The 16,490-nt window shown below is 67.2% G+C and carries 18 protein-coding genes; 6 read left to right on the forward strand and 12 right to left on the reverse strand.

All coding sequences use genetic code 11. The annotated features are described in order from the left end of the window. Window positions 1–38 precede the first annotated feature (38 nt). Window positions 39–1,421 carry a M48 family metalloprotease gene (locus Q0Q48_RS06905; protein ID WP_295135931.1) on the reverse strand — a complete coding sequence of 461 codons (1,383 nt, stop codon included), beginning with the start codon at window positions 1,419–1,421 and terminating at the stop codon, window positions 39–41. On the opposite strand from Q0Q48_RS06905, the gene Q0Q48_RS06910 reads away from it, so the two are divergent. From Q0Q48_RS06910 to Q0Q48_RS06920, 3 genes are read left to right on the forward strand one after another with little or no spacing between them, the layout of a single operon-like run. Next, window positions 1,399–2,772: a gamma-glutamyltransferase gene (locus tag Q0Q48_RS06910; protein ID WP_295135935.1), complete on the forward strand. Its 1,374-nt coding sequence runs from the start codon at window positions 1,399–1,401 to the stop codon at window positions 2,770–2,772. The two genes, Q0Q48_RS06905 and Q0Q48_RS06910, sit on opposite strands and share 23 nt — an antisense overlap. 8 nt (window positions 2,773–2,780) lie before the next feature. After that, window positions 2,781–3,932, forward strand: a complete 1,152-nt coding sequence (locus Q0Q48_RS06915) for a pyridoxal phosphate-dependent aminotransferase (RefSeq protein ID WP_295135938.1) — start codon at window positions 2,781–2,783, stop codon at window positions 3,930–3,932. Then, window positions 3,929–4,921: a DUF3298 domain-containing protein gene (locus tag Q0Q48_RS06920; protein WP_295135941.1), complete on the forward strand. Its 993-nt coding sequence runs from the start codon at window positions 3,929–3,931 to the stop codon at window positions 4,919–4,921. Before Q0Q48_RS06915 ends, Q0Q48_RS06920 begins: the two co-directional genes overlap by 4 nt. Here the strand turns inward: Q0Q48_RS06920 and Q0Q48_RS06925 are convergent. Further along, entirely contained in the window at window positions 4,918–5,394 is a 477-nt protein-coding gene (locus Q0Q48_RS06925) for a nuclear transport factor 2 family protein (protein WP_295135943.1), read from the reverse strand. The genes Q0Q48_RS06920 and Q0Q48_RS06925 overlap by 4 nt on opposite strands. 76 nt (window positions 5,395–5,470) lie before the next feature. On the opposite strand from Q0Q48_RS06925, the gene Q0Q48_RS06930 reads away from it, so the two are divergent. Continuing rightward, window positions 5,471–6,628, forward strand: a complete 1,158-nt coding sequence (locus Q0Q48_RS06930; protein ID WP_295135944.1) for an acyl-CoA dehydrogenase family protein — start codon at window positions 5,471–5,473, stop codon at window positions 6,626–6,628. Between the two features lie 12 nt (window positions 6,629–6,640). Further along, a complete protein-coding gene (locus Q0Q48_RS06935; protein WP_295135947.1) occupies window positions 6,641–7,696 on the forward strand; it encodes an acyl-CoA dehydrogenase family protein in 1,056 nt (351 codons plus the stop codon). 56 nt (window positions 7,697–7,752) lie between these two features. Here Q0Q48_RS06935 and Q0Q48_RS06940 read toward each other — a convergent pair whose 3' ends face one another. From Q0Q48_RS06940 to Q0Q48_RS06960, 5 genes are read right to left on the reverse strand one after another with little or no spacing between them, the layout of a single operon-like run. Beyond that, a complete protein-coding gene (locus tag Q0Q48_RS06940; RefSeq protein ID WP_366915271.1) occupies window positions 7,753–8,529 on the reverse strand; it encodes an ABC transporter ATP-binding protein in 777 nt (258 codons plus the stop codon). 2 nt (window positions 8,530–8,531) lie between these two features. Next, window positions 8,532–9,533, reverse strand: a complete 1,002-nt coding sequence (locus tag Q0Q48_RS06945) for an iron ABC transporter permease (protein WP_295135950.1) — start codon at window positions 9,531–9,533, stop codon at window positions 8,532–8,534. A 7-nt stretch (window positions 9,534–9,540) separates the two neighbouring features. Continuing rightward, on the reverse strand, window positions 9,541–10,578 hold the full coding sequence (locus Q0Q48_RS06950) for an ABC transporter substrate-binding protein (RefSeq protein WP_295135953.1): 1,038 nt from the start codon (window positions 10,576–10,578) through the stop codon (window positions 9,541–9,543). Continuing rightward, a complete protein-coding gene (gene tsaA, locus Q0Q48_RS06955) occupies window positions 10,575–11,072 on the reverse strand; it encodes a tRNA (N6-threonylcarbamoyladenosine(37)-N6)-methyltransferase TrmO (protein ID WP_295135956.1) in 498 nt (165 codons plus the stop codon). Before tsaA ends, Q0Q48_RS06950 begins: the two co-directional genes overlap by 4 nt. A gap of 5 nt (window positions 11,073–11,077) precedes the next feature. After that, the gene (locus Q0Q48_RS06960) at window positions 11,078–11,287 is read right to left on the reverse strand and encodes a TOBE domain-containing protein (protein WP_295135959.1); all 210 of its coding nucleotides are present in this window, start codon (window positions 11,285–11,287) and stop codon (window positions 11,078–11,080) included. A gap of 157 nt (window positions 11,288–11,444) precedes the next feature. Between Q0Q48_RS06960 and modA the strand changes: the two genes are divergently transcribed. Beyond that, window positions 11,445–12,239, forward strand: coding sequence for a molybdate ABC transporter substrate-binding protein (gene modA / locus Q0Q48_RS06965; RefSeq protein ID WP_295135962.1), 795 nt, complete (start codon window positions 11,445–11,447; stop codon window positions 12,237–12,239). On the opposite strand, the gene Q0Q48_RS06970 is transcribed toward modA, so the two are convergent. The 5 genes from Q0Q48_RS06970 to Q0Q48_RS06990 all read right to left on the reverse strand — a co-directional run bounded on the left by Q0Q48_RS06970 (window position 12,223) and on the right by Q0Q48_RS06990 (window position 16,422). Beyond that, window positions 12,223–12,621, reverse strand: a complete 399-nt coding sequence (locus tag Q0Q48_RS06970) for a hypothetical protein (RefSeq protein ID WP_295135965.1) — start codon at window positions 12,619–12,621, stop codon at window positions 12,223–12,225. The genes modA and Q0Q48_RS06970 overlap by 17 nt on opposite strands. Continuing rightward, on the reverse strand, window positions 12,621–13,001 hold the full coding sequence (locus tag Q0Q48_RS06975; protein WP_295135968.1) for a hypothetical protein: 381 nt from the start codon (window positions 12,999–13,001) through the stop codon (window positions 12,621–12,623). Before Q0Q48_RS06975 ends, Q0Q48_RS06970 begins: the two co-directional genes overlap by 1 nt. Window positions 13,002–13,096: 95 nt before the next feature. Then, on the reverse strand, window positions 13,097–13,495 hold the full coding sequence (locus Q0Q48_RS06980; RefSeq protein WP_295135971.1) for a LysR family transcriptional regulator: 399 nt from the start codon (window positions 13,493–13,495) through the stop codon (window positions 13,097–13,099). Window positions 13,496–13,502: 7 nt separating this feature from the next. Continuing rightward, the gene (locus tag Q0Q48_RS06985) at window positions 13,503–14,876 is read right to left on the reverse strand and encodes an FAD/NAD(P)-binding protein (protein WP_295135974.1); all 1,374 of its coding nucleotides are present in this window, start codon (window positions 14,874–14,876) and stop codon (window positions 13,503–13,505) included. 115 nt (window positions 14,877–14,991) lie between these two features. Then, window positions 14,992–16,422: an aldehyde dehydrogenase family protein gene (locus Q0Q48_RS06990; protein ID WP_295135977.1), complete on the reverse strand. Its 1,431-nt coding sequence runs from the start codon at window positions 16,420–16,422 to the stop codon at window positions 14,992–14,994. Between the last annotated feature and the right edge of the window lie 68 nt (window positions 16,423–16,490).

Genomic DNA, 16,490 nt, shown 5'->3' on the forward strand with positions numbered 1-16,490 from the left:
ACAGAATGGAACGCATATCGTGTGTTCTCCAGAGCCGGCTACTTTCGGGGCCGGCTGTTGATATAGGCCTTGAGATCCTGCGCCCGCTGCCAGGCCGGAGTCCCGGCGGTGAGCTGGCGCGACGCTGCTTCGGCATGGGCCTGGGCTTCGGAACGCTGGCCGCGGAGCGCCGCCATCTCGGCGCGGGCGAGGGAGGTCATACCCTGATTGCCGAGCTGGGAGTAGCCCGACGCCATCAGGCGCCAAAGTTCGAAGTTTCCGGACTCCTGCTGCGACGCCAGATCGAGATTGCGCATCGCCTCCCGGATATTGTCGGGATTGCTGACGTCGAGCAGGGACCGCGCGAGGTCGATCTTCAGGATCGCCGCCGAAGGCGCGAGCTGCACGGCGCGGCGGTATGACGGAATGGATTCGGCGGCGCGGCCGTTCTCGTAGAGCATCTGGGCCCGCACTTCGTGGAAGTATGGATCGTTGGGATACTCTTTCAGCAATCCGTCGATCGTCAGCAGGGCCGAGCCGAGCGCCCCTTTGCGATAGAGCGCGATGGCGCGGGCATAGCGCGCCGGCAGCGACCGGTCGGCTTCGGCGTAGCGCTGCAGCGCCGCATCGGGAGCGATGAACCCATAGAGCTTCGCCACCATGCGCTGGTGGAGGATCAGGAATTGCTGCGTATCCGGCGTGTTGGCGTAGGGCGAGTTCGCCGCGGCCTGCTCGAAGGCGGAAATGCGTTCCGGAGTCAGGGGATGGGTGGTGAGATAGGGGTCGCGGCGATTGATCGCGAGCTTCTCCTCGCGCTGCAGGTAGCGAAGGAACTCGACCGTGCCCTTGGGCGACTGGCCGGTGCGCTGCAGGTAGGAGATCGCCGCTTGGTCGGCCGCGCTTTCCTGGGTTTGCGTGTACTTTAGGAACGACATCAGCGAGCCGGGGGCCATCGGTCGCCCGGTGCCGCCGCCATGGCCGCCGCCGGTCCCGGCACCGGCGCCGCCCGCAATTCCCCCCGCCATGGCGCCGCCGGCCAGGATGGTCTCCAGGATCTGCAAGGTGGAGAGGCTGCGCAGTTCCTCCTGCATGCGGGCGAGGTGGCCGCCCGCGATGTGCCCGCTTTCATGGGCCATCACGCCGATCAGCTGGTTGGGCCTCTCGGTCCGCATGATCAGGCCGGTATTGATGAAGATGCGCTGGCCGCCCGCCACGAAGGCGTTGAGCGAGCCATCCTGGACGAGCATGATTTCGACGCCGTTGGGGTCGAGACCCGCCGCCTTCCAGATCGGGATCGTGAAGGTGCGGATCGTACTCTCGATCTCGGCGTCACGGATCAGATTGAGGCGTTGACCTTGCTGAGCCGTCGCGGCACGAAACGGTGCCAGCGCGAAGAGCGTCAGACATAAGAGGGTGGTGATGCGTTTGAACAAGGTCAGCACGGGGCTCAGGCAGGCTAGGAACGGTCGTCGGCCGCGTCAATTGCGCAACGCGGTCCTCGTCGGCGTTCTCTTGCTGGGCGGTTGTGGCTTTAGTGAGACGGACCGTGAGCGGGACCGTGCCGACAATGCCGCCAATCCCGCGGGCCTGACGCAAAACAAGAGAACCTTCTCGCCGATCACCAAGGGCAGCAGCTTTGCGGCGACCACGGCCGAGGAAGGCCGGGCGGCCGAGGTCGGGCGCGAGATTCTGGAAGCCGGTGGAAACGCCACCGACGCCGCCGTCGCCATGTATTTTGCACTCTCTGTGACGTTGCCGTCGGCGGCGTCGCTGGGCGCATCCGGTGCCTGCGTCGTACACAATGACAAGACGAAGAAGGCGGAAGCTTTCGTGTTCCCGCCGGTCGCGGCGCCCGGCGCGGTCAAGGGCACGCCCTTCTCTGTGCCGACGGGCGTGCGCGCCATTACCCTGATGCATGTCCGCCACGGCCAGCTGCGCTGGGAGCAGACAGTGTCGCCGGCCGAGCGTCTGGCCCGCTTCGGATTCCAGGTGTCGCGTGCGCTGGCCCACGATCTGCAGGCAGGTGGTGCGCTGCTCGGTGCGGACGCCGAGGCGCGCCGGATCTTCGGCAACGTCTCGGAGGGTGCGCTTCTCACCCAGCCCGAACTCGCCGCGGTGCTGGGCGGCATTCGCCAACGCGGCGGGGCGGAGTTCTTCCAGGGCGCGCTCGCACGCACCTTTTCCGAACAGGTATCCCAGGCCGGCGGCAGTCTTCCCGTCGATGCATTGCGCGCGGCGGTGCCGATCGCCTCGGCGCCGCTGTCGGTCAGCCACTATCGCAGCCGCGTCTATGTCGCGCCGTCACCGGCGGCCGGTTCAGCGGTCCTCGCGGGCTGGAACGGTCAGCAGCCGGCCGGCGGCTCCGCCGTGGATTCCGGTGGCTTTGCGGGGTTCGCCGCCGTCGACGGCAAGGGCGGTGCGGCGGCCTGTGCGGTCTCGATGGGGCAGCTTTTCGGGGCCCGCGTCGTGGTCCCCGGCAGCGGTATCATGCTCGGCTCGCCCAATCCCGAGGCGGCTTCGGTCAGCCCGATGATCATCGCCAATCCCGGCAATGGCGAGTTCACCTTCGCCGGTGCGGGCGGCGGCGCGCCCACGGCCGCCCAAGCCGTCGGTTACGTGGCGCGCGAGGTCATCGAAAATGACCGGAACCTGGCCACCGTTATCGCCAATCGCCGGGCACAGGGCGGCTTCGTGAACGCCATTGCCTGCCCCTCGGGCCTGCGCGGCAAGCCCGAAGCGTGCCGGACCGCGGCGGATCCAGCCGGCGCTGGCCTCTCGACGATCGCCCAGTAGAGAGCGACATGTCGGGCAAGCTTTCGCGCCGCTCGGCCGGCGTCGACCCCTTCATCGTCATGGATGTGATGGCCGCCGCCGCCGAGAAGGAAGCGGCGGGCGACGTGGTCATTCATCTCGAGGTCGGGCAGCCCAGCACGCCGGCCCCGAAGGCGGCCCTCGAGGCCGCGCACGCGGCCCTCGACACGGACAGGATCGGTTATGTCGCGGCGCTGGGGATGCCGGCGCTGCGCGAACGCATCGCCCGTCACTATCGCGAGACCTACGGCGCTGACGTTTCGCCGGAGCGGATCATCGTGACGACCGGCTCCTCCGGCGGCTTTCCGCTGGCCTTCCTCGCGAGTTTCGACGCCGGCGACCGGGTGGCGCTGGCGGCGCCGGGCTACCCCGCCTATCGCAACATCCTGGCGGCACTGAATCTCGAGGCCGTCGACCTGCCGACCTCGGCGGCCGATCGATTCCAGCCCACGGTCGCGGCGCTGGAGAAAGCCGGTCCGCTCGACGGGCTGATCGTGGCCAGCCCGTCAAACCCGACCGGCACCATGGTCACGCGCAGCGAACTGAAAGCGCTTGCGGACTGGTGCAATGCCAATGGCGTGCGGCTGATTTCCGACGAGATCTATCACGGCATCGTCTACGAGGGAGAGACCCACTCGGCGGTCGAGGTGTCCGACACGGCGATCGTTGTGAACAGTTTCTCCAAGTATTTCTCGATGACCGGCTGGCGGGTCGGCTGGCTGGTCGTGCCGTCCGACATGGTGCGATCGATCGAGCGGCTGACGCAGAACTTCTTCATCTCCGTGCCGACGCTCAGCCAGCACGCTGCTCTTGCCGCCTTCGACTGCCGCGAGGAACTCGACGGCCATGTGAAGCGCTACCGCACCAACCGCGACCTGCTCATGGCCGGGCTGCCGGAGGCGGGGCTCGACCGGCTGACACCGGCGCAGGGCGCTTTCTACATCTACGCCGACGTCTCGCACCTCAGCAACGACAGTCGTGATTTCTGCAGCCGCATGCTGCGCGAAGCCGGTGTGGCGACCACGCCTGGCGTCGACTTCGACCGTGCCCGCGGCGCCGGTACGTTGCGCATTTCCTTCGCAGGGTCGACCGCCGAGATGGAGGAGGCCGTGCGCCGGCTGAAGCAATGGAGGCGGGTATGAGGGCTCTTGTCGTCGCAGCCCTGGTGGCGCTTTCCCCAGTCGCGGCTCTCGCGCAGAGTGGGCCGAGCTTCGATTGTGGCAAGGCATCCAACAGCGCGGAGCGCGCGGTCTGCAAGGATCCTGCCTTGGCAAAAGCCGATCGCGAACTGTCGAGCCTTTATACGGCGCTTCTGGCCAAGCTCACCGGGCCGGCCAAGGAAAGCCTGGAGAAGAGCCAGGTCCGCTGGATCGTCGGCCGGAACCGTGCCTGCATGCCCAACGACGATCCAGACGTTCTCCAGCGCTGCCTCAAGACGCGCTATGAAACCCGCATTGCCGACCTCAAGGCATCAGCCGCGGGTCCTTATCCCTTCGTAGAGGAACAGTCGATCGAGAAGGCCGGGAAGGTCGGCAAGGTGACGTACGGGATCGACCTCCGCTATCCGAAGTTCGCCGGCAACACGGCGGATTTCACGGCCATCAACCGTTCCTTCGCGGACGCGGCGGCGAAGGCAGCGCGCGAGACGACGCCGACGGCGGATGCCGGCGTCGATCGCGAACAGGAATGGCAGGCAGAGCAGGGCTATTCGCTCTATCGACCCGACCCCAACGTCATCACGGTGGCGCTGACCTTCTGGGCCTTCACCGGCGGTGCCCACGGTTACGGCAGCACGAGCTGCACCCTGGTCGACCTGCGTACCGGCAAGACCGTGGACCCCGAGGGCGCGTTCGCGCCGGGCACACCCTGGCTGAAGGAGGTCGTCGCGATCGTCGGCGCCGATCTCAAAAAGCAGTTCGTCGACAATCCCGGCTTCGAGGACGCGCTGCAACCCAACAAGCTCACCAAGACGGTCAACACGAGCGGCCATTTCTGCTGGCAGGCCGACAGGCTGCAGATCTATTTCAACCAGTACGAGGTCGGGCCCTATTCGGCCGGGCCCTATACGGTCGACATTCCCTATAGCCGGCTGAAGCCTCTGCTGCGCGCCGAAGGGCCCATCTCCCGCTAGTGCAGTTTGCGCCGGTCGCGCGCCGGGGCAGGTGAGGCGGCTTGTGTCGCGCGCCCGGTCGGAACCGGTGGCACCGGGCCCGAATGGTGGCTCGCCATGTGCCAACCATCGCTCGCGCGCACATAGAGGTTGCTGGCCATGAGTTGGCCGTCGGGCAGCACCTCGCGGCAGATCACGAGGGCGAGGCCCGGCCGGCCGACCACCCATTCCTCGGTACAGCGCACGCGCGGTGCCTCCGGATGCTTCATGATGGCGCGCCAGCTCGCCATGATCTCGGCGCGGTCGTGGAGGGCCGGCTGACCCGGATGCAGGCAGATCACCGAGCCGGTCTGCGCCCAGATCTGGTCCATCGCCGCGGCGTCGCGATCGTTGAAGGCACGATAGAAGGCGCGGTTGGCCGCCAGGACGGCGTCGCGTTCGTCATCGTCGAATTCCGCCAAGAGCGGCGGCAGGCGTGGCATGCGGCGGGGCATTCGACCCTCGAAACTCACGGGTTGCGCGGCACAGGATTAGCCGACAGAGAAGAGGCATCCAACCGTCGAGATGATGATGTCCATTCCCAAGCTCGAATTCCCGCCCTTCCATCTGCCGGCCGAGGCCGAGGCCCTGCGCGGCGAGGTCCGCGCGTTCCTCAAGGAAACGCTGCCCAAGATCAAATCGGAGGATCGCTTCGCGAGCTGGAACACGGCGTCGCCCGAGTTCAGCAAGGCACTGGGCGCCAGGGGCTGGCTCGGCGTCACCTGGCCGAAGAAGTACGGCGGCGGCGAGCGCTCCTTCCTGGACCGTTTCGTCGTGACCGAGGAACTGCTCGGCAACAGCGCGCCTGCCGGTTCGCACTGGGTTGCCGATCGCCAGTCGGGCCCGCTGCTGCTGAAGTTCGGCACCGAAGAGCAGCGTCAGGCGATCCTGCCGCGCATCACGCGCGGCGAGTGCTACTTCAGCATCGGCATGAGCGAGCCGGACTCGGGTTCCGACCTCGCTTCCGTGCGCACGCGCGCCGAGCCGGTGCCCGGCGGCTTCCGCGTCAACGGCACCAAGGTCTGGACCTCCGGCGCTCATCGCAACCACTACTGCATTACGCTGGTGCGCACGTCCGGCCAGCACGGCGATCGCCACAAGGGTCTGAGCCAGCTGCTGGTCGACCTCAAGACACCGGGCGTCACCATCCGCCCGATCATCAACCTTGCCGGTCGCCACGACTGGAACGAGGTGACCTTCTCCGACGCCTTCATCCCCGAGGATTGCCTGATCGGCAACGAGGGCGACGGCTGGCTGCAGGTCACCAGCGAACTCGCGTTCGAGCGTTCGGGCCCTGAGCGCTTCATGCAGAACTTCTACGTGCTGCGCGAACTGGTGCGCGTGCTGGGTCGTCAGCCGGCCAAGCGCGCCAGCGCCATCCTGGGCCGCCTGATTGCGCGCCTGTGGACGCTGCGGCAGATGTCGACCGCCGTCGCCGGTATGATGCAGGGCGGCAAGTCGCCCGCCATCGAGGCGTCGCTGGTGAAGGATCTTGGCACCATCTACCAGCAGGACCTGCCGGAGATCGCGCGCACGCTGGCCGAATCCGATGCCACCACCGAGGACGATCTCGCCGACTTCCTCGACATCGCCCAATACGCCTCGATGATGGCGCCGAGCTACACCATCCAGGGTGGCACCACCCAGGTCCTGCGCGGCATCGTCGCCCGCGGCCTCGGTCTGCGCTGAAGGAGAAAGATCATGGATCGCGATACCCGTGACATGCTGCTGGAAACCGCCAGCCGCTTCTTCGCCGAGCGCGCCGGCAAGGACGTCGTGAACGGCGTCGAGAAGGGCCTGTGGCCCGGCGATCTCTGGAAGGAGATCGAGGAGATGGGCCTGCCGCTGATCGCGGTGCCCGAGGAACAGGAAGGCGTGGGCGGCACGCTGGCCGACCTGATGGCGCTGCTGCGCGTGGCCGGCGAGCATGCTGTGCCGGTGCCGGTCGCCGAGACTGCGCTTGCCAACCTTCTCGTCTCCGCCGCGGGCGGCAAGCCCGCTACGGGCCCGTCGACCGTGGCGTTGGGCGAACTGTCGCTCCAGGGCGGCAGGGTCAGTGGCAAGGTCGCGCGCGTACCTTTCGCTGGTGTCGCCGAGCGTTTCGTCTCGGTCGTCACGGCCGGCGGCAAGTCGACCCTGGTGGTCGTGCCGCGCGACGCGGTCAAGATCGAGGATGCGCCGAGCCATGCCGGCGAGCCCTATGGCACCGTGACCTTCGACGGCGCCACGCCGGAATATTCGGCGCCGTCCCCGGTCAGCGCTGACCGTGCGCTCGAGCTCGCCGCACTCGCCCGCGCCATGCAGATGGCGGGCGCGGCCGACAAGGTGCTGGTGACCGCAACGGAATACTGCAAGCAGCGCGTCCAGTTCGGCCGACCGATCTCGACCTTCCAGGCGATCCAGCACATGCTGGCCGAACTGGCGAGCTATGTCGCTGCGACCATCGCCTCCGCCGAGGCGGCATCGCGCGACGCCGACGAGGGCGGGCTGGAGAATGGTGGCAGCTTCTCGATCGCCGCCGCCAAGACGCAGTGCTCGGACTTCGCGCACCGCATCGCCGCCATCTCGCACCAGTCGATGGGCGCGATGGGCTTCACCCACGAGCACATCCTGCACCATTACACGCGCAGGCTCTGGGTGTGGCGGCGCGACTTCGGCAGCGAAAGCTTCTGGGGTGAACAGATCGGCCAGTCCTTCGCCAAGGCCGGCAAGGACGAGCTGTGGCCCGCGCTCACCGAAAGCCGCTACGCTGCTTGAGAGGGCCCTTCATCGGGAGTTCTTGAGCCGGAACGGCGCCCCCGCGGGCGCCGTTTTCAGTAGGAGGCTGGTCTGACCGGTGCAATGACGGTGCGGCCGGTATTGGTCCGTTCGAGAGCAACCGGGACGCCATAGACCTCCGATAGTGTCGCAGCGGTCAGCGTCTCATCGGGCGTGCCGTAGGCGGCGAGGCGACCGTCGGCGATGATGGCGATGCGGGTTGCCAGTTCGCGGGCCTGGTCGGGATCGTGGGTCGAGAAGACGACGCCGAAGCCGCGGTCACGCAACGCCTGTATCCGATCCAGCACGAGGAAGCGGTTGCCGAGATCGAGGCTGGCGGTCGGCTCGTCCATCACCATCATCGGCGCATCTTGCGCGATGGCGCGTGCAATCAGGCAGAGTTGGCGCTGGCCGCCGGAAATGCGATTGGCCTCGCGCTCACTGAGATCGAGGATGCCGAGCGAGTCGAGCGCGTAGCGTGCGCGGTCGTGATCGGCCGCGCCGGGCGCCGCGAACGGGCCGAGATGCGCGGTGCGGCCCATCAGCACCAGATCGAGGACGGTGTAGGCGAATTCCATCACCTGTCCCTGCGGCACGTACGCGACGGAACGGGCGAGGGCGGCGCGCGACAGCTCATCGACGGGTTTGCCGCCCATGGAAACCGTTCCCTTCAGGGCGGGAATGAGACCAAGCAGGGTCTTGAACAAGGTCGTCTTGCCGGCGCCGTTCGGACCCAGCAGGCAGAGGATCTCGCCCGGGACAACGGCCAGATCGATGCCGGTGGCGACCTGGGTCATGCCGTAACCGATCGCGAGACCGCGGGCCTCGATCAACGTCAGCTCCACACGCGGCGGCCGCGCGCCAGCAGCCAGACGAAGATCGGTGCACCGATCAGGGCGGTGAGCAGGCCGAGCGGGATTTCGATGCGCGCGGCGGAGCGTGCGAGCGTATCGACCAGCACGAGGAAGGCGGCGCCCATCAGTATCGCGGCCGGCAGGACGCGGTCGTAGCGCGGCCCGACCAGGGGGCGGACCATGTGCGGGATCATCAGGCCGACCCAGCCGACTACGCCCGATACGGAAACTGCGGCGGCCGTGACGAGGGTCGCCGCCGCGATGACGATACCTCGGATGAACAAGACATTGACCCCGAGCGCGCGGGCTTCGTCGTCACCCAGCGACAGGACGCCGATCCGCCAGCGCAACAACACAAGCGGCACGAGGCCCGCGACCACCAACGGCGCTACGTTCCAGACATCGGAGACCTTGATCCCCGACAGGCTGCCCAGCAGCCAGAAGGTGATTGCGGGGAGCTGGTTGTAGGGATCGGACAGGATCTTCACCAGCGAGATGCCGGCGCCGGCCAGCGCACCGACCACGATGCCGGCCAGCACCAGGACGAGCACCTCGTTCTGGCTGCGCAGCGCACGCGCCAGTGCGTAGACGATGACGACGGTGACAAGGCTGGTGACGAAGCCCAACCCCTGGATGGCGATGACCGGCAACGACAGCAGGATGCCGAGCACGGCGCCCAGCCCGGCGCCGGCCGAGACGCCCAATATGTCGGGCGAGACGAGGGGATTGCGAAACAGGGTCTGGTAGCTCGCGCCGGCCGCCGCCAGCGCCCCGCCGACGAGCGCGGCGGCCAGCACCCGCGGCAGGCGAATCTGGAACAGGATCGTGTCGATGGGCGCCGCGGCCGGCGCGCCGGTAAACCGCGCGAAGAGGGCCTTCATTACGTCGCCGGGTGGGATCTGGTAGGGGCCGATGATGCTGCCGGCCAGCATGGAAGCGGCCATGCACAGGGCGAGGAGAGCAAGGACGATGCCGGCGCGCATGACGCCGTCAGTTTGCCGTGCCACCCAGCAGCCGCGCCAGTCGATCGTCGGTCACGGCCACGCCGTAGAACAGGTCATAGAACTTCCTCGTCTCCGCCTTGAGGTCGAGGTTGGCCTCGGCGGGATAGAAGATCGACAGCAGCCAGCGCAGGCCAATCAGCCGGTTGAGCGACGGCGGCGCATCGATCCAGCCCCAGGGCAGGCCGGGCGCAAGATAGACCTGTCTGTTCGCAACGGCGCGGACCTGCTTCCAGCCGGGCTTGGTTGCGACGACGTTGAAGAAGTCGCGATCCAGCGTGACCACGATGTCGGGCTGCCACGCGATGATCTGCTCCAATGAGGCGTTGGAGATGTTGCCGCCGCCGCCCAGGCCTTCCGCCACGTTGACCGCACCGGCACGCTCGATGATCTCGGTGTTGATCGAGCCGCGGCTGCCGGTCTCGAGGCCCTCGGGGCCACGGGCCAGATAGACCCGCGGCCGTTTGTCGGCGGGCACGCGAGCGAGCACGCCGTCGACCTGGGCTAAGGCCGCCTCCGCATAGGCGGCCAGCGCGGTGCCGCGCTCGATCCTGCCCAGCATCTCGGCCGCGAGCTTCAGCGAGGTCGTCGTGGCGGCGAAGCGGCCGTCGATCAGCGCGTAGGGTATGCCGGTCTGTTCCTGCACGCGGTTGGCCAGCGACACGAAGGTGTCGGAGGTCGACCCGAAATCCAGGACCATGTCGGGCTTGGCCGCGACGAGCCGCTCGAGGCTCACCGTATCGCCGCGCCCGGTGAGCCGGCCTGTTTCGGGCAGATCGCGTGCAGGGGCGGCCAGGAATTCCTTCTCAACGGGCGAGGGCGTGCGCACCCATCCCACCATGGCATCGCGGGCCAGGGTGTAGGTCAGCACCGAGGCGGGCGGCCCCGCCACGAAGACACGCTCGATGCGCGCCGGCAGCGTGATCTTGCGGCCGGTCGAGTCGACCAGGGTGCGCGTGGCTTGCGCGAGGGCTGGCCTCGCCAGCAGGCCGGCGCCGAGCAGGGCGAGGGCGCTGCGCCGCTTCACTTGTCGCCGATCTGGAAGTCGCCGGGCTGGGCCGGCGCCAGCGGTTCGAACAGGGTACGGTCGGGCTTCACGTCGAGCAGGGGCGTACCGTCGAGGCAGTCCATGCCGCGCACCATCAGGACCGGGCCCTCGATCTTCACGAGCCGGACGATCGAGGTGCCGATGGGATTGGGTCGCACCGGCGTGCGCAGCGAGAACACGCCGCGCGCCTCGCCGTCATTGCGCGGGCTCTGGTGGACGAGATCGCGCCGCGATTCGTGCAGCCAGTACAGGACCTCCAGGCGCTCGAACGCGTCGATGCCCCGCAGGCCGTCGGCCCAATGGGCGTCGAACTCGATACGACAGGTCGGACCGTCGAGCCGGCCCTGGCGCGGCGTCTCCAGCCGCGACGTCCACGGCGTGCGGATGCGCCCGATGAAGTAGAGGGAGGCGTCGAAGCGGTTCGGCAGATCGACCGCCCGCTCGCTCTGGCGGATTTCGTTCAGCCGGACCATGGCGGCTAGTTGTCGAGGCCGACCATGACGTCGGACGCCTTGACGATCGCATAGGCCTCCTGACCGGCCGTCAGGCCAAGCTCGTCGACCGCTTCGTTGGTGATGGCGGCGGTGACGATGATGCTCTTCACGTCGATCCGGACATGGGCGGTTGTCTGGCCCTTCCTGACCTCGACGATGGTGCCCTTCAACCGGTTCCTGGCGCTGATCCGCATGCTTCCCCCTCAGAATTGACGACCGGAGTATAGGGCTGGAGGACATTCATATCCATTCTGTCATAACGATACCATTCCATGTCGTAAAACCGCGATTCGAGTGGATAAACGATATGTTCAGTGAGATATATCGAACCTCATCAAACTGGAGGATTACATGCTGGGTACTCGTCGGGCCTTCACGTCTGCCCTCGCCGCGGCCGCCTTCGTCCTGTCGGCCGGAGGTCTCGCGCAGCAGGCCGCCGCGCAGGGCAAGGACGTCGTCATCCTCGCCGCCGCCAGCCTGAAGAACGCGTTGGACGAAGCGTCGGCCGACTGGACGAAGAAGACCGGCCAGAAGACTAGGATCTCCTATGCCTCCAGCTCTGCGCTGGCCAAGCAGATGGAGGGAGGCATTCCGGCCGACATCTTCATCTCGGCCGACGTGCCGTGGATGGACTATGTCGCGGAGCGCAAGCTCATCAAGCCGGCCAGCCGCTCGGATTTCCTCGGCAACCAGATCGTCCTGATCGCCGGCAAGGACTCCAGAATCGACCTCAAGATCGACAAGGGCTTCGACCTGCGTGGCGCGTTGGGCAAGGACGGGCGCCTCGCGATGGGCAGCGTCGACGCGGTTCCGGCCGGCAGATACGGCAAGGCAGCGCTGGAATATCTCGGCGTCTGGCCGTCGGTCTCCGATCGCGTCGCGCAGGCCGAGAGCGTTCGCATGGCGCTCGCCCTGGTCTCGCGCGGCGAGGCGCCGTTCGGCATCGTCTACACGACCGATGCGGCGTCCGATCCGGCCGTGCGCATCGTCGGCGCCTTCCCGGCCGGTTCGCATCCCCCGATCATCTACCCGATGGCGCTGCTTGCCAGCTCGACCAATCCGGATGCGCAGGCTTTCATCGACTACCTGAGGACCCCGGCCGCCAAACCCTTCTTCGAGAAGCAGGGCTTCACTGTATTAAAGTAGTCTCGCTTGAGTCGCTGCCGGCGAGGAGCAGGGATCGTCCCAGCTTCTCGGCGGCGGAGGCGGGCATCGAAAAGCCGACCGTGGCGGGACCGACCGCCACGGCGAGCAGCGTTTCGCCGCCCGGCAGGCCGCCGACGCTCAGCGAATCGGTCGGCACCAGGGAGAGACTGGCGGAATCCGACGGCTCGCTTTGCGGCAGGGCGCGGCCCAGCAGGAGCAGGAGAGGCACCAGCCGTTGCAGGTCTGCGGCCGGGATGGTCAGGGTAGAGCGCCCGCCGTCGTGGCCTACCAGGGTGATCAGGACGGCATTGTCCTGCGGCAGCAACTCGCCGCTGACCTCGGCGGCCTGGCGGAAATCTATCCGTTGGCCGTCATCGGGCATCAATTGAACGTCGCGTGCGGCTGCATCATGTCGATCCCGACCAGCGAGGTCGCGAGGCCACCGGCGTCCTCGGGCGTCAGGGCGAAGGAGACCTTGAAGCCATCGGGCGTGTTCATCGTCAGGATGGTGCTGTCGCTGCCGGCCGCGGCCTCGAGTGTGAAACCACCCATCGGATAGACGATCTTCAGCGTGTCGTCCTGGTAGCGCGCCTTCAGCGCCTTCTCGATCACGTTCGGCAGGGTCATCAGCAGCGAACGCAGGCAGTCGACCGGCAGGACCACCGAGGCCGGATGACCGTCGACGCTTTCGAGGTTGAGGCGGAACGAGACGCCTGTCGGGTCCACCTGACAATCCGTCAGACCCTTGCCGACGATCTCCATGATCGACACCCCGCTGCCGTGAATGACGTTATATCTAGTAAGATATAACGATGAGGCGCGCAAGTGGTCGCGGTACGGAGGATCGGCCGCGAACCCTAGTGAAACTTGGCGTCCGGAGGCGTGAGCAGGCGGGCCAGCGAGCGGATTTCCGGTGACGAGGCACCGTAGGCCCGCCGCTCCATCTCGCGATAGAGGCGCACGATGTCATTGCCGGTTTCGGTGACCGACGTGCCGCCGCCGCCGCCGCCGCCGGTCTGGGCCGTCACCACGGGTTCACGGAACATCTGGTTCATCTCGTCGACCAGCAGCCAGGCCTGCCGGTAGGACATCGCAAGGGCACGCCCGGCGGCGGAGATCGATCCGGTCTCGTTGATCAGTTCGAGCAACCGGACCTTGCCGGGGCCGATCGAGCGTTCGCCGCCGAAATCGATCCGGAGGTGCAAGGAGGTTTTCTCGGCCGGCTTGGCCGCCGCTTTTGCAGGTCCACGTCCCATGCGCAGATTATGCGGCGGGACTGCCTGCAAGGCCAGATGGCTCTTGCAGGGCGGCGACCAGCCGATTGGCGATATCCGCCGCCTGCAGGCGGATATCGGGGATCGCCACGATCTCGGTATAGCGGCCGCGGGTGGGAGGTCCGAGGACGAAGAGCCGGTCCGACGGCCTCCCGTCCCGCCCGATCAGCACCTCGTCGACCGCGACGTCGAAACCCTGGTTGAGAGGATCGGGCCGCAGCAGCCCATCCTCCACCAGCTGCGCATGCAATGGCACATGCACGTCGACCTCGTTGCGGGGGCCCCGGCAATCGATCACGCGGTCGAAGCTGCGACTTTCCCGAACGTCCGAGCCGCGGCGGATGATCGTGACCTCGACCTTGTCGTCCATCTTGGGCCCGATCTCGATCCGGCCCGAGGCGATCGAGAGCTGCCCCCGCGCCCGGGCGGCGTCGATCTGAGCGCCGATCTGCGGCGCGACGCGATGGCGATGGATGTCCCACCAGGGACGCAGGTGGCGCAGGAAACGCTTCCGCTGATCGAGGTCGAGGCCGTGCCACAGTTCGTTGTTGTGCGGCCGCAGGAGCTGCATGAGGCCCGGCCAACCCAAGCCGGCCCGTAGCCTGGCGCGGAAACGCGCGGTACGCCGCGACAGGCTGCCGGTGAAAAGATCGCTCGTATCGGCTTCGGGCGTGGGGATCGGTGCCGGCGGATGGCGATGCGGCACCAGTCCTCGCCGCGAAAGGGCGACGATCGGGCCCTTGTGTCCATGCTCCAGCAGCGAGATCAACACGTCGATCATCGTCAGACTGGTGCCGATCAGCAGGATCGACGCATCGGGCGCGAGCCCGGAGACGGCGTCGTCACGCCAGGGATTGCCGAAATAGGCCCCGGAATCCTTCGAGGGCGGGCGGTGGCCCGTCGCCAGGACGGCTTTGCGCGCCCTGAGTGAGGCACAGCCGTCGATGTCGAGTTCGACGCCATCGTCCTCGTGTCGAACGGCGACGACGTCGCCCCTGATCACCTGGAGGCGGCCATCGGAGCGCTGGACGGCGTCGGCGAGAAGGTCTTGCAGATACCGGCCGTAGATGGCGCGGGGAACGAAATCCGTTCGTCCGTAGCCTCTTCGGTCGCGCGCGAGCCATTGGACGAAGTGGTCGGGCTCGTCGGCCAGGGCCGTCATGTCGCTGGCGCGGACATTGAGGAGGTGGCCCAGGCTGCGCGTCGAATAGGCGACCCCCAGCCCGGGTTGGGCGTCGCGCTCGATGAGGGCGACGCGCAGGCGGGTCTTGCGAACGAGCTGTGCGGCCAGCAGAACACCGCTGGCGCCGCCGCCGACGATTGCGATGTCGACGGGCGTATAAGGCGACTCGGGATGCTGCATTGCTGAAGTATGGCAGATGCGCCGCTGCCAATGCCAGCAGCCGAGGTGCGACCCCTCGGCACTGCCAAGTGGCCGGGCGAGGGCACTCGCACCGGCCACTCGTTCGGTCATGGCGTCACGCGGCTTTGTAGCCGATGACCGCCTTGGTCTCGAGGAATTCCTCGAGACCCCACTTGCCGTATTCGCGGCCGTTGCCCGACTGCTTGTAGCCGCCGAATGGCGCGGCGGTATCGCCCATCGGATAGTTCACGTGGACGTTGCCGGCCCGCATCTGCGAGGCGACCTTGCGGGCGTGCTCGAGATCGCTGCCCTGCACGTAGGCGGCGAGGCCGTAGACCGTATCGTTCGCGAGACGGATGACCTCTTCCTCATCCTTGTAGGGGAGGATGCAGATGACCGGCCCGAAGATCTCCTCGCGCGCGATCGTCATGTCGTTGGTCACGCCCGCGAACACGGTCGGGCGTACGTAGTAACCGCGGTTCAGGTTCTCCGGACGGCCGGGGCCGCCGGTCACCAGCTCCGCGCCTTCCTCGATGCCCTTCTGGATCAGCCCCTGGATCTTGTTGAACTGGGCTTCGTTGACCACGGGGCCGAGCCGGGTGGCCGGATCCTGCGGGTTGCCGACCACGAACTTCTCGGCCGCCGCCTTGGCGATCTGCTTCACCTCGTCGTGACGGTCCTGTGGCACAAACATGCGGCTGGGCGCGGTGCAGGACTGGCCCGAGTTCACCATCATGCTGTTGATGCCCTTGGTGACGGCCATCTGGAAGTCGACGTCGGGCAACAGGATGTTGGCCGATTTGCCGCCCAGTTCCTGGGCGACGCGCTTTACCGTGACGGCGGCGGCCTGGGCGACGCGGATGCCGGCGCGGGTCGAGCCGGTAAACGACATCATGTCGATGTCGGGATGGCTCGACATCGCCTCGCCGACCACGGAGCCAGTGCCCTGGATCATGTTGTAGACGCCCCTGGGTGTGCCGGCGGCGTGCATGATCTCGGTCCAGACGATGGCGTCGATCGGTGCTTCTTCCGACGGTTTCAGTACCATGGTGCAGCCGGCGGCCAACGCCGGCAGCACCTTGCAGGCGATCTGGTTGGTCGGCCAGTTCCACGGCGTGATGAGGCCGCAGACGCCGATCGGCTCGCGTGTGATCAGGGTCGTGCCTTCGACCGCTTCGAACGGATAGGTCTCGAGCACCGAGATCATGCGCTCCAGATGCGCGGTGCCGCGGCCCGCCTGGATCGTGCGCGCGAACTCCAGCGGCGCCCCCATCTCCCGCGAGATCGCGTCGCCGACATCGTCCCGGCGCTTGTTGTACTCGGCGAGGATGGCACGCAGCAGGTCCAGGCGCTCCTTGCGGCTGGTGCGGGCAAAGCTCGGAAAGGCGGCCTTGGCGGCGGCCACGGCGCGGTCCACGTCAGCGGCGCTGCCGACCGAGATCTGGACGTAGGCCTCCTCGGTGGAGGGATCGATGACGTCGAGCTGGGCGGGCTTGATCGGGTCGACCCACTGGCCATCGATGTAGAAATGTTTCGCGTGCTGCATGGTGCGCCCCTCTTGGTTTGCTGGGAAAAGTGCTCGCCGATTTGCGACCTTCGATATATAGAATTGAA

The organism is uncultured Reyranella sp., from assembly GCF_945957355.1.
Classification (GTDB): domain Bacteria; phylum Pseudomonadota; class Alphaproteobacteria; order Reyranellales; family Reyranellaceae; genus Reyranella.

Excerpts from the sequence above, each read along its gene's own strand:
- Q0Q48_RS06910 (WP_295135935.1), top strand. The coding sequence starts at position 1,399 with ATGCGTTTGAACAAGGTCAGCACGGGGCTCAGGCAGGCTAGGAACGGT.
- Q0Q48_RS06915 (WP_295135938.1), top strand. The coding sequence starts at position 2,781 with ATGTCGGGCAAGCTTTCGCGCCGCTCGGCCGGCGTCGACCCCTTCATC.
- Q0Q48_RS06920 (WP_295135941.1), top strand. The coding sequence starts at position 3,929 with ATGAGGGCTCTTGTCGTCGCAGCCCTGGTGGCGCTTTCCCCAGTCGCG.
- Q0Q48_RS06925 (WP_295135943.1), bottom strand. The coding sequence starts at position 5,394 with ATGCCCCGCCGCATGCCACGCCTGCCGCCGCTCTTGGCGGAATTCGAC.
- Q0Q48_RS06930 (WP_295135944.1), top strand. The coding sequence starts at position 5,471 with ATGTCCATTCCCAAGCTCGAATTCCCGCCCTTCCATCTGCCGGCCGAG.
- Q0Q48_RS06935 (WP_295135947.1), top strand. The coding sequence starts at position 6,641 with ATGGATCGCGATACCCGTGACATGCTGCTGGAAACCGCCAGCCGCTTC.
- Q0Q48_RS06945 (WP_295135950.1), bottom strand. The coding sequence starts at position 9,533 with ATGCGCGCCGGCATCGTCCTTGCTCTCCTCGCCCTGTGCATGGCCGCT.
- tsaA (WP_295135956.1), bottom strand. The coding sequence starts at position 11,072 with ATGGTCCGGCTGAACGAAATCCGCCAGAGCGAGCGGGCGGTCGATCTG.
- Q0Q48_RS06960 (WP_295135959.1), bottom strand. The coding sequence starts at position 11,287 with ATGCGGATCAGCGCCAGGAACCGGTTGAAGGGCACCATCGTCGAGGTC.
- modA (WP_295135962.1), top strand. The coding sequence starts at position 11,445 with ATGCTGGGTACTCGTCGGGCCTTCACGTCTGCCCTCGCCGCGGCCGCC.
- Q0Q48_RS06970 (WP_295135965.1), bottom strand. The coding sequence starts at position 12,621 with ATGCCCGATGACGGCCAACGGATAGATTTCCGCCAGGCCGCCGAGGTC.
- Q0Q48_RS06975 (WP_295135968.1), bottom strand. The coding sequence starts at position 13,001 with ATGGAGATCGTCGGCAAGGGTCTGACGGATTGTCAGGTGGACCCGACA.
- Q0Q48_RS06980 (WP_295135971.1), bottom strand. The coding sequence starts at position 13,495 with ATGGGACGTGGACCTGCAAAAGCGGCGGCCAAGCCGGCCGAGAAAACC.
- Q0Q48_RS06985 (WP_295135974.1), bottom strand. The coding sequence starts at position 14,876 with ATGCAGCATCCCGAGTCGCCTTATACGCCCGTCGACATCGCAATCGTC.
- Q0Q48_RS06990 (WP_295135977.1), bottom strand. The coding sequence starts at position 16,422 with ATGCAGCACGCGAAACATTTCTACATCGATGGCCAGTGGGTCGACCCG.